This is a genomic window from Streptomyces sp. RGM 3693 (genome assembly GCF_050471125.1).
Taxonomy (GTDB): domain Bacteria; phylum Actinomycetota; class Actinomycetes; order Streptomycetales; family Streptomycetaceae; genus Streptomyces.
Genome location: NZ_JBMPPQ010000003.1, coordinates 909,967 through 924,398 on the forward strand (window position 1 = coordinate 909,967; position 14,432 = coordinate 924,398).

Below are 14,432 nucleotides of genomic sequence, written 5' to 3' on the forward strand. Positions count from 1 at the left end.
GGTGATTTTGTCTCACGGGTCGATTCCATGTTCCTGGCCGGTGAAACGCACTCCTGGAACAGTCGGGGTGTGATCAGCCACCCGCACAAGCTGGTGGAATCGCGCGCCTGCCGATGTCCACCTGACAGGCCCCGGCCGGCTCACCCTGCCGCACACCACCTCGAACAGGGTCGCGGTGAAGTACCACACCGCCCACTTCCGGCTCGTCCCCGCCCTGCTCCAGCGCTGACGCTCAGGCGACGCACTGGGCTGAGGACGGGCCCTGGTGGCCGCCGCTTCACCCGCAAGGCATCGCGTATCGCACGCCTCGGGTGTGGGACAGCCAGGCCGATTACGGATGAGGCCCTTGTCTTCGGCAGGATGGGCACCATGACCGAGATCCACACACCTCGCCTGCTCCTCCGTCGCTGGCATGACGACGACCTCGCGCCGATGGCGGACATCAATGCGGACCCGCGGGTCATGCGTTGGATCGACGACGGCTCGGTGCGCGACCTGGACCACACGGCGGAGGCCATCGAGAGCTGGGAGGAAGAGTGGGACGAGGAGGGCTTCGGCCTCTTCGCCGTCGAGATGCTGGCCTCGGGTGAACTGGCCGGCTTCACCGGTCTGTCCGTGCCCGAGTTCCTGCCGGAGGTGCTGCCCGCCGTGGCGATCAGCTGGCGGCTCGGCTCACAGTTCTGGGGCCAGGGATACGCGTCCGAAGCCGCCCAAGCCACTCTGGAGTTCGCGCTCCAGGACCGTGGGCTCGACCGCGTCATCAGCATCAACCGGGTGGGGGACGACGCCTCTGAAAGCGTCATCCGCAAGCTCGGCATGGTGTTGGAACGCGAGACGGTACATCCGGTGTACGGCTACCCGCTGCGCGTTCACACCATCGACCTCACCGAGTTCCAGGCGTGAGCCGGCGGAGCCACCGGACCACCACGAGTTCGCCGACCGCTGTCCATACGTCCCCGACCACATTGATCGCCGCGAGATAAGACGCCCAGGCAAATAGACGTCGCCTTCCCGTCACGGGCCTGCCCTTTCACGGAACTGCAGCCAGTGATGCCGACCTCGAAATTTCCCCAGTGCTGCTCTTCGCCCCCGTTGGTTCACGGCGTGAACCAACGGGGGAATGTGGGGAGCGGAAAGCCGAAGGACGCACCGACCCCGGCGGTGAATGTGTCGCCGTGGCTGCGAACGGACGCGGATACCGCCCCTGACCTGGGCTTTTGCCACACCTATGGGTGCGGCGGCAACGAGCATCTGATGATCCCGGGCTGGCCGTACTCGGTCGTCGCCGCGCTGGAGGTCGGCCGCAGAGCCTGGACGGCGAACCCGGGTTCGTGGGCGGGTTTGCGGTTCTCGTCGGGCTTTCAATGCCCTTGGCTGTGGTCCAGCTGCCCCTCCGAAGGAAGGAAACCGACTTCCGAGTGGACCAGGGCACGCAGCGCGGGAGCGTAGGGGCTGCGCGGGGCCAGGGACTCGATGAGTGCGAGGGCTTCCCGCTTCTGCGTGTGGATGTGTGCGTGATACCGGGCCACCACCTCCGGGTCGCGCAGCATCGTGAGCAGTTCCTGGCGGCTCGCGGCGGACGCGCGGGCGGACTCCAGAAGGCGAAGCGCTTGTGCTCGCCTGTCAGGCGACGCCGAGCGGAGGAAGAGCACCAACATGTAGGTGGCCCGCTGGTTGCGCAGGTCTTCGCACTGTCCGCTCCGCAGGTCGTCCTCATCGTTGCGGAACTGCGCCAGCATGCCGAGCACATGGCCGAAACGCGCCCAGTCCGGGACCCGTACCGCCGGGGCACCTGAGAGGTGCGTCGCCTCGGCGACACGGGCGGCCATGGAACAGGCCATGGCGTAGAGGGCTGCGCTCTTGCGACGGTAGACGTGCAGGACAGTTTCGGGCTCCACATCGGCCGGGTGGTGCAGAACGTCACCGATCTGCCCGTCGCATGCTGTCGTCCAGCCATCCAGGTACTCCCTGATCAGAGCCTGCCGCCGGGCCTCGGGGAGGGGCATGGACGCCAACGCGCGCAGGGGGAGCGCGTACCCGCATTCGAGCGCCGCCGTCAGTGCGATCCCATGGGGCAATCCGTAGAGGCGGGTTCCGGCGTCGCCGTCGACGATGTCGTCGAAGGTGTTGGCGGCGCGCCACCAAAGGGTGTGGACGGCGGCGACCGGGACCGCTGGTTCCGGGGCGCCGCGCACGGCCGCGTGCACCAGCAGCGGCAGCGACAGTTCGTGCGGTGTTTGCCTGCCTCGTGTGATGAGGGCGCGCAACGGGGTGTGCAGGTGGTCGTACCGGGTCTGGTAGCCGCTGAGAAGGTCATCCAGGTAGTGCCGTACCTGAGGGAAGGCCGCGCTCACGTCCCCTTCGGGACGGCTCTGTTGCGTGATGGCACTGACGGTCTTGCCGGTCAAGGGGGCCTCCGGGGCGTTGAGTTACGGCTTCGCAAGGGAGGGGCGGTCACAGGAGGTCGTCGGCATCTCCGGGCCCACCCCGGGCGGCAGGGACCCTGCGCCCTCGTGCGGAGTCCGGGGCAGACCGGATGCCTGCGGTCAGCCAGCCGGCGAGCACGGCCGTCGCGGCAATGGCGACGGTGACCGCCGCGAACGCCGTGGGTATGTCCGTGCCGGTATCGACCAGTGCGAAGAAGAGCGCGCCGAAGGCGCACACGCCCAGGGCGGCGGCGCATTGCTGCGCCGTGGCGACCACACCCGCTCCTGCGCCTGCGACGTGCTCGGGAACCCCCTTCAGGGTGAAGGCGAGCGCAGGGGCCACCAACAGCCCCAGCCCGGCCCCGGCCACCCCCACGGCAACGAGCAGCCAGCGCACCTCCCCGAACACCACGGCCGCCGCACAGCCCAGATATCCGCTTGCGGAGACCGCGGCGGCCCAGCCCAGCAGACGACGCTGCGACACCTTCCACGCCGGTGTCAGCAGAGAGGTGAGCGCGAACGCCACCGCGGCCGGCAGCATCCCCGCACCGGTCGCCAACGGCCGCCAGCCCAGCCCCTCCTGCAGCAGGAGTCCCAGCGTCAGGATGAAGGAGCTCAGTCCGCAGTTCGCGAGGGCGACCAACGCCAGCCCACGGCCGAAACCGGGACACCTCAGCAGCTCCGAGGGCAGAAGCGGCCGACCTCCGCGACGCTCAACAGCTCTCTCGTACCGGAGGAAGCCGGCGGCGGCCGGGGCAACCAACAGGGCAAGGCTCCACCAGGAGACCCCGGCAGTTCCCCCGATGACCATCGGGGTCATGAACAGACCGAGCGCGAGAGCAGCCAGGCACGTGCCTGGCAAGTCCAGCTGCAGCCGGGCGGGGGGCCACGCCGCCACCCGCTCGTCCAGGTTCCGAGGTACGGACCCTCGCTCGTTGCGCCTTGCGCGTTCCCTCTCTGCGGCAGCGGCCCACGGCAACGCCGCGAAGGCTGCCGCCCCCATGGGCACGTTGACCAGAAAGACCGCACGCCATCCGAGCCCGTACACGTCTGCCGCGAGGAGCCATCCGCCCAAGAGCTGCCCGGAGACCGCGCCCACGCCCATGACCGTGCCAGTCACCGCGAACGCGCGCCGGCGTGCACCGCCGGAGAACAGCGACTGGGCCGCCCGGAACGCCTGGGGAACCATCAGCGACGTACCCGCTCCCTGCGCCAGCCGGGCCGCCACGAGAAACCCGGCGAACGGCGCGAGACCGCAACCCACCGAAGCAACGGTGAACACCCCCATGCCGAACGCGAACACCCGAACGAAACCAAAGTGATCGCCAAGCCGGCCGCCCGTGATCAGCCCCATGCCGAACGCCAGCTGATAGCCGACGAGGACCAACTCCTGCTCCCCCTCAGACGCGCCAAGACCCAGCTTCAGCGCAGGTAGGGCCACGACGACGATGAAACTGTCGAGATTGGCAAGGAACGTGCCGGAAAGCACAACGGCCAGAGCCACCCACCGACGCACAGATAAGCCCCCACCAGGCGCGACTTCAAGTAGCCAAATGACTACCCTACGTAGCAACCAACTTACACTGCGCGACCGTTCGCCATCTTTCCGTGCGATGTCCCCAGGCTCACGCGGGCGCGCGACTCCCTCACACCGCCGAACCGGGTCGAAGCCGCCATGACGTACGAGGACCCCACCGGCGACGGCTGGCACCGCCCGTGCGGCCTGGGCCTGGAGAGGGAGACCGCGGCGACGAATTCACCGTGCACCGCCCCGCCGGAGACGCTCGCGAGCATCGACACGCCACACCGTGCTCAGATCGTCGGCGTAATGGTGTCGCACTCCCCGAGCCCGGACGACCCCGGCGCGGTCATGCGGACCTGGCGCAAGCGCGACGAGATGTGGCCGACGTCATCCTCCCGGTGCTCCCGGTGTACCTGCGCATATACGCAGCCGATCTACCCCTGGCCGTGCCGCACCAGAAGGGCTGGGCGGCATCGCAGGCCCACGGAGGAGCGCCCGCTGAGCGGCTCCCCTGCGCGTCTGATACGTCCGCCATAGTCGCCATCCCCATGCGCCGCAGGGGTGAATTGAATTCCTTGACCCTAGACGATTACCTGCGCATTCGCTTGTGCGTCATATCGTTATGACTACCGATCCAGCCGGGGCTACCCTGTTCGCGAAATCCGCTCCGAGCAGGGAGGGCGGAATCATCGAGGCGCTTTTGACATAAAAGCACCATCCCCCAAGTCCCCATTAACGCCCAGCCGGCGCAGTCGCATTCATCCAGCATCAGGCTCTCGTCAAATTAGATCACTTATCAAAGCGGCGTAACTCCCTGAACAGCTTGTTCGTTGCTTCGCGTGACGGTACTTGCATGACCAGAAAAGGGTGAACCGATGGACGTCACGGAACAGGTCAGCGAACTGATCGCGAAAAACTTCGGGGCGTCGATTCAGGAGGTCAGACCCGAGGTGACCCTGAGGAAGGTTGGTGTCGACTCGATGGCACTGGAGGAGCTCAGGGTACTGCTCGAAAACCACCTCAAAATCGATCTGAATGACGTCGAGTTGACCCCCAATCACACCATCGAGAGTTTGCTGGCAGCTGTTCAGTCTTCAGTAGCGACTGCATGAAAAAGAGCTCCGAACGGCAACCCTACTCAGCTGCTGTGACCGGCCTGGGGCTGGTCACAGCAGCTGGCGTAGGCGTCAGGGAAAATTGGCATCAAGTCACACATTTCAATGTGCCGTCAGGGGTCGGTCATCCTGAAGAACTGCGCGGCCTGCCAAATGACTTCATGTATCTAGTTGACGGTGATGTTGCGAGTTTCTTCGATGCGGCCGAGCGTCGACTCATGGATCGCTTCGCCCAGTTGGCGGTCTTGGCCGCTCGTGAAGCAGTGAAAGATGCCGGGTTACACACGGAATCCTGGGAGAAGGATCGGGTTGCTGTGATCGTTGGCACAGCCAACGGCGGGCTACCCTTTCAAGGAGAACAGCACCGCGTCTTGTTTGAGCGGGGACCCAGCCGTGTCTCCCCGATGACCGCGGCGCTGACTGCTGGTAATAACGGTGCAGCAAGTGTCTGCCGTGATCTACAGGCCACTGGCCCGAGCTTGGGACTCAATACCACGTGCGCCTCAGGGACAGACGCAATCGGCATCGCTCGCGAATTGCTACGCACCGGACTGTGCGACATCGCCGTGGCCGGCGGAACAGAGTCATCATGTTCTCGGCTTCTCGCAGCCAGCATGTGCAAAATGAAGGGTCTTTCCACGCGTCGGGAGAGTCCCACTACTGCCTGCCGCCCCTTCGATATCGACCGCGATGGCTTCGTTCTCGGAGAGGGCTCCGGGATGCTCGTGCTGGAACGTCCCGAGCATGCCCGAGATCGTGGGGCCCGAGTACGTGCCCAAGTCATCGGGTATGGCGCATCCAACGACGCCTACGCTCCCGTCGCCCCTCACCCTGACGGAGTCGGCGGCGAACGCGCTCTGCGTGCCGCGATGGCCGATGCCGATGTGAGCGGTGCCGATATCGGGCACGTCAACGCGCATGGAACATCGACGGTGGTGAACGACATTCTTGAGGGCATGATGCTCCACCGTGTTCTGGGTGCGCACCCTCTTGTTACCTCAACCAAAGGCATGACTGGCCATACGTTGGGTGCGGCTGGTGCCATCGAAACTGCCTTCGCCGTACTAACCTTGCAGCATCAGCTGGTACCGCCTACAGCAAACTTGGAAAAGACTGATCCTCAAATCCCAGTCGAGACGGTGAGCAAGGTAGCCAGATCAGCGAAGCTGAATTGTGTGGCGAAAACGTCACTGGGATTTGGGGGCCACAATTCAGCCCTCATTATTTCCCGGGGTTGAACTATCACCTCGCTGTGCACTACGAAATAAGGAGACCCATGGCTGCCGAATCGATCCACAGCCTCACAGTGGAGGGGTTGAAGTGCAAGTACCGAGTTCTGAAACAGCCCTCTCCTCAGACTGAGCCCGTCCTCGTCTTGGGTGGCGCCTTGCAGGATAAATATGGTTGGCAGAATTTGGACGCCCCTCTCCTGCCCGTAGCGAGTATTGTCACCGTCGACTTGCCAGGTTCCGGTGAGGCTGACCCTTTGCGCCCTGATCAGGGCATGGAGGTCATGCACGCCGTGGTTGAACGGGTTCTGGACGACGTCGGGGCCAGCCGAGCCAACATCTTCGGCTATTCTTTCGGCTCCACACTGGCCTTCACCTTTGCTCAGCGCCACCCTGACCGGGTTGCACGCTTGATGCTGGGTGGTGTGCCCGTGGAAATCAGTGATCGCCAATTCGCCCTGTGGCGTCAAGCGGCAGCTCGTATGGCCTCTGGAGATGCACACGCATTTGTCGACCTCGCACTGAGCCTCTCTCTCTGCTACGACGAAAGCCGCACGATCAGGCACCGAAAGTTGGTGCACCGCTATGTCAAGCGTCTGATGACACATGCCGTCACTCGCATCCCGCATGGATTCGATGTCTTGAACCGGTCAACTATGGAGACGTTGACCCCGACTGGCGGTCTGCGTGGCGTTCCCACCCTGGTTTTCTGCGGGGAGCACGACACTCTCTCTACGCCTGAACAGCAGCGCACTTTTGCGGACACCATCGAAGGAAGCCGTTTCGTGACTTTCACGGAATCAGACCACTGGGCTGCGCTGGAGCGCGCGGAGGACGTTACGGATCTCTTGATCAGGTTCTTCACCGACCAGACCATCCATACAGATGGCACCTCCTACAGCCCGACGAAACACGAAACGCAAGTTGCGTCGGCATCCATTTGAAGGCCCTTGCTTTGGGCGGCAGTGGGAGTGAACCAGTTTCACCCTGGGCCTTGACCGCACGTCATCGGTGCGCAACCGGAACGGCGGCAGGCCCTCGGCGATCGGCTGCCCCCGCGCTTGTACCGCGCGGTGCCGTGTCCGGATTGCTTCGGGTTACCCCACACCATCGGCAGCGGACTGAACATGGCTGGACCCGATCCAGCAGCTTTCGCCGGCCAGGTGCCCAAGGGAGCATCGGTCCGCCCTGCATCCGATCGCGCGCGGGCTCAACAGCGTTGCCGCACAGCCCCTGGGTTCGAGAGCGCTTCCGCGTGGTCAGACACAGTGGGTAGGTTCGAGTTCGCACACGAAGACGCCCGCCCCAGTACCTCGGGGGCGGCGCCCGTGATGCAGGTCAGCTGTCGTAGCCGCCGGTGCGCACGTCGCTGACGAATACCGCGAACGTCGCCGGTTCGAAGCTCAACACGTTGAACCAGTTCAGCCCAGCCGTGGCCTTGTCGTTCACTTCCGCTCCGGCATGGCGCGAAGTGTGGGGTATCCGTCGTTGACGCCACCGGCGTCGGATCACAGAGTGAAGGGGTGAAGCAGCGCCGCATAGTCTTCGTCATCTTCGAGGGTTTCCAGCCTCTGGACCTCTTCGGCCCGTACGAGGTGTTCCAGCACGCCGACCAGCTCACCGGCGGGTACTCCTGCCAGATCACGGCACCGCTGCCGGGTCCAGTGCGGTCCGGCAGCGGACTTTCGGTACACGCTCCCTACGGTGTGGCCGATCTGAACCCTGCTGGGATCGACACGTTGGTGGTGGCTGGCGGCGGCGGAATCGACCAAGCTCGGCACGATCCGGCGCTGACACGTTGGATTGCCACCGCGGGGGCCACCGCTCGGCGCGTCACGTCGGTGTGCAGCGGGGTATTCCTACTGGCCGCCGCCGGACTGCTGCACGGGCGGAGGGTGACCACTCACTGGGCGCGCGAGGAGCAACTCATCCGCGAGCATCCGGAACTGGTCGTCGACTGCGATCCGATCTTCCTCAGGGATGGGCGGGTGTGGACGTCAGCCGGGGTGACGGCGGGGATGGACCTCGCACTCGCCTTGGTGGAGGACGACTTGGGCCGGGAGGTCGCCCACGCCGTCGCGCAGGAGATGGTGTTGTTTCTGCGCCGCCCTGGCAGCCAGTCGCAGTTCAGCGTGGCGTTGTGGTCCGCGCAGCCGGCCAGCGACCCCATCCGCGCCGTGGTCACGGCGATCCACTCTGATCCCGGTGCCAGGCATGGCATCAACGATCTCGCTGCGCACGCCGGTCTGAGTCCCCGGCATCTCCAGCGCCGGTTCACAGCCGAGCTCGGCATCCCACCCGCGACGTATGTCGAGGGCGTACGCATCGAGGCTGCCAAGCGGGCGCTGGCCGAGAGCGCCCACCCCATCGAGACCATCGCGCGTCGGTACGGCTTCGGCACCGCCGAGACGCTGCGCCGCGCCTTTCACCGGCATCTGAGCGTTGCACCGTCCGACTACCGCGACCGATTCCGATCCACCAAGGAGCACCTATGACCACCTACGGGATACTGATCTTCGACGGGGCGGAGGAGTTGGACTTCACCGGGCCGTGGGAGGTTTTCACCGCCTCCTCGATGCTGCGCGAACACGCCGACACCGCGCTGCTCATCGCCGAACACCCCGGCGCCGTCCGCTGCAACAAGGGCATGCGGGTCCTGCCGGACCACACCCTGGACGACCACCCTCCGCTGGACGTCCTGCTGGTCCCGGGCGGCAACGGGACCCGTCGCGAAGTGTCCAACCCCGTGCTCATCGACTGGATCCGTAAGACCGCCGCCAGCACCGCATGGACCACCAGCGTGTGCACCGGGGCCCTGCTGCTGCACGAGGCAGGCCCGGCCCGCGGCCGAAGGGTCGCCACCCACTACCTGTTCGAGGACACCCTCCAGGCCCGGGGCGACGTCACCGTGGTCCGCGACGCCCGTTACGTCGTCGACGAGAACCTCATCACCAGTCAGGGCGTCTCGGCCGGAATCGACATGGCCCTGTGGCTCATCGGCCGCCTCCACGGCCGCGACCACGCCCGCGCCGTGCGCCAGTACATCCAGTACGAGCCCGCCCCGCCCTACCTCGCCGATGAACCGGTCGCCATCTGACGCCCACCGAACCATCAGCTCCGCGCCGCCCGTTCGGTGGGGAAGTCACGGGCGTTGTGGTTCTGGACCTGTCCGCGGTCGCCGCCGATGACCGTCACCAGCCACGCTGGCGCCCCGCCCATGGGCCGACGGCCGCAAACCCCGCGCTCAGCAACTCACCACGCCCCTGCGCTGAGTGTCCGCTCGTGATCAAAGGACGAAGCATGGCAAAGGTCGCCGGCCTGCTGTACTACCCGGTGAAGGGCGGCGCCGCAGTATCGACAGAAGCCGCCACCGTGATGCCGGCCGGGCTCGCGCACGACCGCAGCTTCCTGGTCGTCAGCGAACAAGGGGTCTTCAGAACTCAGCGCCGGGATCCACGACTTGCGCTGATCGCACCCGATGTCAGCGCGGACGGTGAGTACCTCACGCTACGGACGGAGGACTACGGGTCGGTGCGGGTCGACGTGGACACCACCGGCCCACGACAAGACATCGACCTCTTCGGAACCCGGTACCAAGGAATCGACCAGGGAACCCCGGCCGCCGAGTGGCTATCGGACGTCCTGGGCGCGGGAAGCCGACTGGTGCGCGTGCCGCCGGAACATCACCGCATCACCGACGGGAGGACGCCGGGCACGTCCGGCTACGCCGACAGCTGCGCCGTGCACCTCATTTCCCGTGCCAGCCTGGACCTGCTCAACGGCAAGCTTGTGGCACGCGGCGCGCAAGCACTGCCCATGCCCCGCTTTCGACCCAACATCGTGGTCGACGGCTGGGACGAGCCGCACACCGAGGACCGCGCCTTCCGCATCCGCATCGGCGACGCCGAACTGGCGTACGCCAAACTCGCCATCCGCTGCGCCGTCGTGATGGTGAACCAGGAAACCGCAGCCAAGGCGGGCCCGGAACCGCTGCGCACCCTCGCCACGTATCGCCGGGCAGCCGAAGGCGGTGTCGCGTTCGGTGCCAAGTACGCCGTGCTCCAGCCTGGAGAGATCTCCATCGGAGACGCCGTGAACGTCACCCGGTGGGAACCTTCCGAGCTGCAGGGTCGGTCCGGTCAACCATGAGCCGAGCCAGGAGCCGGACGGCCGGGGCCGCGGCGCTGGTGGCCCGCGCGGCGGCTGCTTTCGACTCCGTGCGTGCGAGGCTTCTGTTCGACCGAGCAGAGAACGCCGCGAGTGCGATCGGTAATGGGTGCTTCCGAGAGATGGCGCTGGTCGGCGTGATCACGGCGGTGGCGGCCAGTGACCCCGACCGTGCCGAGTCCATGGCGAACGCAATCCCCAAGCAGTACCTCCGGTCGAAAGCACTTGCCTCTCTGCTCACAGTGGTGGCCGCCAGCGACCTCGACCTTGCCGAATTCATGGCGAACGCAATCCCTGACAAATCCTGGAGGTTGCAAGCACTTACCATCGTGGCCAAAGCAGCGGCTGCCAGCGAACCCCAGCGCGCCGAACGCATCTCGAACGCAATTTCCGACAGGTATATCCGGTCCCAAGCACTTTCCACCGTCGTCACGGTGGTGGCGGCCAGTGACCCTGACCTCGCCGAGTCCATCGCGAACGCGATCATCAAGGGCCGGCAGGCGAGGATGGAGGCTCGGGCTGCCATGGTGAAGGCGCTGGCCACGAGGGATCCTGATCGCGCCGAGTCCTTGCTGAGCACCATCACTGACAAGTACTGCCGAATGACAGCGCACATCGACTTGGTCACGGTGGTGGCCACCAAGGATCCCGACCGCGCCGAGCGCCTGATCAACCAGGCGAAATACGCGGCATACGCGGTCGAAGACGCCCGAGCAGACGCACTGGCCGTCGTAGCCACGAGGGTGGCCGTCAGCGACCCCGAACACGCCCTACGCATCGCCCGCAGTGCCCCCGGCACGGACCGGGCGAGGGTTCTGCATGCGGTCGTTGTGGCACTGACAGACCCGACAAGGTGATGCTCTGGCAACGGGCTGACCCTCGCGCCGCCCCGACCGTCCCCCCACAAGCCTCAGGGCCTTCCCGTGAACTGATCGTTTGAGCGGTGCGACCGGAACTCGTGAAGCGAGCCGCACGAGCAGCGCCTCTTGAAAGCAGCGGAGGTGTCACAATGCTCAGCCGCATCAAGAGGTCCTGTCATGCCGTTGCACGCGCCCATGCCCGCCGCTGTCACGGCGGATGAGGAAACCCACTGTTCGTGCGTGGCCTGACTTTCGGCCACGGCGCCGAGCGCCCCGTATGTCCCCGCCAGTACACCTCGGACATGACGGACGCGGAGTGGCACGCCATCGAGCCGCTGCTGCCCGGGTCTGCCTGGCTGGACGGCTACGGCGGGCATCCGGAGAAGTACTGCCGTCGCCTGGTTGTCGACGCGCTCTGCTACATCGCCGACATCGGCAACAAGTGGCGCAACCTGCCTGTCGGCTACGGCACTCCCCGGAAAACCCTGCACGCGATCTTCACCCACTGGAACCGTGAGAGCTTCACCCTTGCCTTCCACAACGACCTGCGCGAACAGCTCCGCCAGGCCGAGGGACGCGAGAGCGAACCGAGTGCCGCGGTCATCGACTCGCAGTCGGTGCGCGCGGCGGAGACCGTCGGTGCCGAGACGCGCGGGTGGGACGCGGGAAAGAAGGTGGGGGCCGCAAGCGCCACGTGATCGTGGACACGATCGGCCTGCTCCTGGTCGTGCTGGTCACCGCCGCCAGCGTCCAGGACCGCGACGGTGCCCGCCCCTCCCTGGAGTTCCTGCGTGAACTCTACGAGAGGATCACCCTGGTGTGTGGGGCGACGGCGACTACGCCGGCAAGCTCGTTGACTGGGCCGGGGAGAAACCCCAGCTCACGCTGGAGACAGTCAAGCGCAGCGACGACGCCAAGGGCTTCGTCGTGCTCCCTCGCACCCTCGTGCTGAAGGACGTGAAGGGGACGCACTCCTCTGAGACGAGCAGGGAGGGGCATTGCCCTGGCGAGGCCGGTGGTGTGGAGGTCACCGTATGCCGTGCTCCACTCCGCTCCGTGCCCCTCTCAGGGGTGGGGTTCGGGTGGCCAGGCAGTGGGGGAAAGAAAGCCCAGGACGTATGCCCGGGCGACGAGTGCGGTGCGGTTGGGGGTGTGCAGGCGGCGGCCCAGGCGGGTGAGGTGGTAGTTGACGCCGTCGTCAGTCAGGCCGACGGTACGAGCGACCACGGATGTGGTGCAGCCCGCGGCGATCAACGCCAGGATGCGGGACTCCTGTGCGCTGAGGAGCGGTACGTCCGTCCCACGGTCCGGTGTGGGCGGCCGCTCGTCGATGTGCAGGGTGGCCAGCAGCGGCGGCGGGTCGCCGCCGGGGTCACTGACCGGCTCGATGGTGAGCTGCCCTGAGTGCGTCGCCGCGTCGGCCGTCCAACGTACGCGTACGGGATAGCGGGAGCGCCGCCCCTTGGCCAACGCCGTCTCGACCCTGGCCAGTTGACCTTCCTCGGTGGGGGTGAATAGGTCCAGGAGGTTACGACCCGCCAGACGCCCCGGAGGTAGGCCCCACAGTGCCGCGATGGCCGGATTGGCGACGGTGATCTCGCCTTCGGTGGTGCTGATCGCGGTCGGCGTGGGGATGCGGTCGAGCAGGTTCAGGAACCGGGTACGCCAAACGGTGGGATCCGATTCCGGGTCCGCCGGAGGAGAGGGCGTGGGCGGCCCGGGGGTGGGCGTGGCGGCCGGGACGTGGGGCGGATCGGGAGGGCACATGGTGGGAGCGGCCCCTTTCGTATGCCCTGCGTGTCTGCAGGGTCGCGGTGCGTCGTACCAGGCGGCTCTCTTTAGCACGATCGGGATGCGGGCGGGCGGAGCTGCGCGGCGCAGGCACGACCGCGGGGCAGGCCATCCGCCGCGCCGGCCTCGCCTTCCTGATCGGCATGTCCGTCATCGCGACAGCCTCCGGAGTACCCGGCTGGGCCGCCGTGACGATCATGATGACCGGCGTTGCGGTGCACACGGTGGGCTCGCTGTGGCATGCGGCCGGATCACTGGAGCTCCGCTTCCGGCTCGCTCCCGTGCATGCCCAGGGCCAGTACTCCGGGGTGTTCGGCATGGGCATGGGTCTGTGCTACGTCGTCGCACCGAGCCTGCTCGGCCTGCTCTGCGTGACCTGGGGGACGCCCGGCTGGCTCCTTATGGGTGCCATCTTCGTCGTGTCCGGTGTCGCCATGCCGTACGTGATCCAGTGGGCTGGCCGCAGCCGGGAGATAGCGGGTTTCGCCGGCTGAACTGCCGCCCAGGGCCTTGGTATTCCTCGATTCGATCGCCCCCACGCAGTGACGCCGGCCACCGCACCTCGCGTTCGAGCAGGAACCGGAATGACGCTAGATCGGGGAGACGAACTCTAGTGCCGGCCCGGCCCCGTTGGTGAGGGTGAGGCCCCGGGCCGGTGGCTTGATCGGTCGGCAAGTCTTGATCGCTTCCCAGCCTGCTGCCTAGGTTGGCTGGTATGGCTGACCCCAGACCCCTCGCCTGGCCGCCCGCCCCGATCAAGACCGAGCGGCTCGTACTCCGCGAGTCCGAGGCCCGGGACCGTGCGGCGTGCATCGAGCTGAACGCCTCGCCAGAGGTGGGCACCTACCTCGGTGGCCCTCGACCGCGTGCCGAGCTCGAACGCACGATGCCCGAGGTGCCGGGGCGGCGCCCTGGCTTCTACGTGGTCGAGCTCGACGGAGCGTTGATCGGCACGATCCAGCTCGACCCGCACGATCCCGAGCGTCCGGGTATCCGCCGTCCGGAGGCCGGGGAGACCGAGCTCGGTTACTTGTTCCTGCCGGAGGCGTGGGGACGCGGGTACGCCACCGAGGCGTGCACAGCGGCACTCGACTGGTTCGCCGGCGCGCTGCCCGGTGAGCCGGTGGTGCTCTACACCCAGACCGCCAACGCCCGCTCGATGCGCCTCGCGGCGAAGCTGGGGTTCACCGAGTTGGAGCGGTTCGAGGCGTACGGCGCCGAGCAGTGGCTTGGCGTGTGGTCTTCGGTCACGCCACCCGCTTGAGCTCGTGCTCGACAGCGCCGATCCACGGCGCCATCGAGCGGTCGTCGGCCTCGGCGCG

15 protein-coding genes are annotated in these 14,432 nt (G+C 66.6%); 12 read left to right on the forward strand and 3 right to left on the reverse strand.

The annotated features are described in order from the left end of the window. Positions 1-369: 369 nt before the first annotated feature. Positions 370-903, forward strand: a complete 534-nt coding sequence (locus ACO0M4_RS32450; protein WP_430374647.1) for a GNAT family N-acetyltransferase — start codon at positions 370-372, stop codon at positions 901-903. A gap of 458 nt (positions 904-1,361) precedes the next feature. Here the strand turns inward: ACO0M4_RS32450 and ACO0M4_RS32455 are convergent, their stop codons facing one another. Together ACO0M4_RS32455 and ACO0M4_RS32460 are read right to left on the reverse strand one after the other, a co-directional pair. After that, entirely contained in the window at positions 1,362-2,408 is a 1,047-nt protein-coding gene (locus ACO0M4_RS32455) for a polyprenyl synthetase family protein (protein WP_430374648.1), read from the reverse strand. A 46-nt stretch (positions 2,409-2,454) separates the two neighbouring features. Continuing rightward, positions 2,455-3,930, reverse strand: coding sequence for an MFS transporter (locus ACO0M4_RS32460; protein ID WP_430374649.1), 1,476 nt, complete (start codon positions 3,928-3,930; stop codon positions 2,455-2,457). A gap of 893 nt (positions 3,931-4,823) precedes the next feature. Here ACO0M4_RS32460 and ACO0M4_RS32465 point away from each other — a divergent pair. The 9 genes from ACO0M4_RS32465 to ACO0M4_RS32505 all read left to right on the forward strand — a co-directional run bounded on the left by ACO0M4_RS32465 (position 4,824) and on the right by ACO0M4_RS32505 (position 12,271). Next, positions 4,824-5,060 (forward strand): acyl carrier protein, encoded by a 237-nt coding sequence (locus ACO0M4_RS32465; protein ID WP_430374650.1) that lies wholly within the window; start codon positions 4,824-4,826, stop codon positions 5,058-5,060. Further along, positions 5,057-6,301, forward strand: a complete 1,245-nt coding sequence (locus ACO0M4_RS32470; protein WP_430374651.1) for a beta-ketoacyl-[acyl-carrier-protein] synthase family protein — start codon at positions 5,057-5,059, stop codon at positions 6,299-6,301. Before ACO0M4_RS32465 ends, ACO0M4_RS32470 begins: the two co-directional genes overlap by 4 nt. A 38-nt stretch (positions 6,302-6,339) precedes the next feature. Further along, entirely contained in the window at positions 6,340-7,236 is an 897-nt protein-coding gene (locus ACO0M4_RS32475) for an alpha/beta fold hydrolase (RefSeq protein ID WP_430374652.1), read from the forward strand. A 579-nt stretch (positions 7,237-7,815) separates the two neighbouring features. Beyond that, positions 7,816-8,787: a GlxA family transcriptional regulator gene (locus tag ACO0M4_RS32480; protein WP_430374653.1), complete on the forward strand. Its 972-nt coding sequence runs from the start codon at positions 7,816-7,818 to the stop codon at positions 8,785-8,787. Then, a complete protein-coding gene (locus ACO0M4_RS32485; protein ID WP_430374654.1) occupies positions 8,784-9,389 on the forward strand; it encodes a DJ-1/PfpI family protein in 606 nt (201 codons plus the stop codon). Before ACO0M4_RS32480 ends, ACO0M4_RS32485 begins: the two co-directional genes overlap by 4 nt. Before the next feature lie 203 nt (positions 9,390-9,592). Then, positions 9,593-10,441: an MOSC domain-containing protein gene (locus ACO0M4_RS32490; RefSeq protein WP_430375343.1), complete on the forward strand. Its 849-nt coding sequence runs from the start codon at positions 9,593-9,595 to the stop codon at positions 10,439-10,441. Next, complete coding sequence (locus ACO0M4_RS32495; RefSeq protein ID WP_430374655.1) at positions 10,438-11,316, forward strand: hypothetical protein; 879 nt, start codon at positions 10,438-10,440, stop codon at positions 11,314-11,316. Before ACO0M4_RS32490 ends, ACO0M4_RS32495 begins: the two co-directional genes overlap by 4 nt. Positions 11,317-11,555: 239 nt before the next feature. Further along, positions 11,556-12,017 carry a transposase gene (locus tag ACO0M4_RS32500; protein WP_430374656.1) on the forward strand — a complete coding sequence of 154 codons (462 nt, stop codon included), beginning with the start codon at positions 11,556-11,558 and terminating at the stop codon, positions 12,015-12,017. A gap of 2 nt (positions 12,018-12,019) precedes the next feature. Next, positions 12,020-12,271, forward strand: coding sequence for a hypothetical protein (locus tag ACO0M4_RS32505; protein ID WP_430375344.1), 252 nt, complete (start codon positions 12,020-12,022; stop codon positions 12,269-12,271). Positions 12,272-12,384: 113 nt separating this feature from the next. Here the strand turns inward: ACO0M4_RS32505 and ACO0M4_RS32510 are convergent, their stop codons facing one another. Continuing rightward, on the reverse strand, positions 12,385-13,086 hold the full coding sequence (locus ACO0M4_RS32510) for a helix-turn-helix transcriptional regulator (protein WP_430374657.1): 702 nt from the start codon (positions 13,084-13,086) through the stop codon (positions 12,385-12,387). Between the two features lie 47 nt (positions 13,087-13,133). Between ACO0M4_RS32510 and ACO0M4_RS32515 the strand changes: the two genes are divergently transcribed. Together ACO0M4_RS32515 and ACO0M4_RS32520 are read left to right on the forward strand one after the other, a co-directional pair. Continuing rightward, positions 13,134-13,604, forward strand: coding sequence for a hypothetical protein (locus ACO0M4_RS32515; protein WP_430374658.1), 471 nt, complete (start codon positions 13,134-13,136; stop codon positions 13,602-13,604). A 221-nt stretch (positions 13,605-13,825) separates the two neighbouring features. Further along, positions 13,826-14,374 carry a GNAT family N-acetyltransferase gene (locus ACO0M4_RS32520; RefSeq protein WP_430374659.1) on the forward strand — a complete coding sequence of 183 codons (549 nt, stop codon included), beginning with the start codon at positions 13,826-13,828 and terminating at the stop codon, positions 14,372-14,374. Positions 14,375-14,432 lie beyond the last annotated feature (58 nt).